Genomic DNA, 512 nt, shown 5'->3' with positions numbered 1-512 from the left:
GGCGGCCGTCACCGGGGCGCGGTCTCCCCGGCACCGGTGCGCTCGCGCCGGGCGTCCGGATGGTGCCGGGCGAGCACCACGATCCCGGCGACGGCGGCCCCGCCGCAGACCAGCAGGGTGGTCAGGTACCCGGCGGTGATCCCGTCCGCCTCGCCGAGCAGCGTCAGCCCGAGGGTGGTGGCCACCGCCGGATTGAGCGTGGTGTGCGCACCGACCACCACGTCCGGTGGGCCACTGGCGTAGGCGAGCTGGATCAGCCACGACCCGGCCAGGAACGCCACCGCCAACCCGGCCGACGACAACAGCGGAAGCGCGGCGGGCCCGTCGACGCGCACGGTGTAGGCGACGTCGCGCACGAGCACCACGACCAGCCCGTAGGCCGCGCCCGCCGCCATGGCGAGTGCCGCGCAGCGTGCCACCCCCCGCGTCACCAGCGCCGCCAGACACAGCACGAGCACGACCGCGCCCACGGACGTCCCGGCCCACAGGACGGCCTCCGGCGGAATCGCCCG

The 512-nt window shown here is 76.6% G+C and carries 1 pseudogene; it reads right to left on the bottom strand.

Going from position 1 to position 512, the window contains the following annotated elements:
- Nucleotides 1–8 precede the first annotated feature (8 nt).
- Nucleotides 9–512, bottom strand: a pseudogene (locus SACPADRAFT_RS25555) (hypothetical protein); the annotation flags it as partial.

This window comes from Saccharomonospora iraqiensis subsp. paurometabolica YIM 90007 (genome assembly GCF_000231035.2).
Taxonomy (GTDB): Bacteria; Actinomycetota; Actinomycetes; order Mycobacteriales; family Pseudonocardiaceae; genus Saccharomonospora; species Saccharomonospora paurometabolica.
The sequence above is the reverse complement of the archived record's forward strand: the minus strand, read 5'-3'. Positions and strand labels throughout refer to the sequence as shown.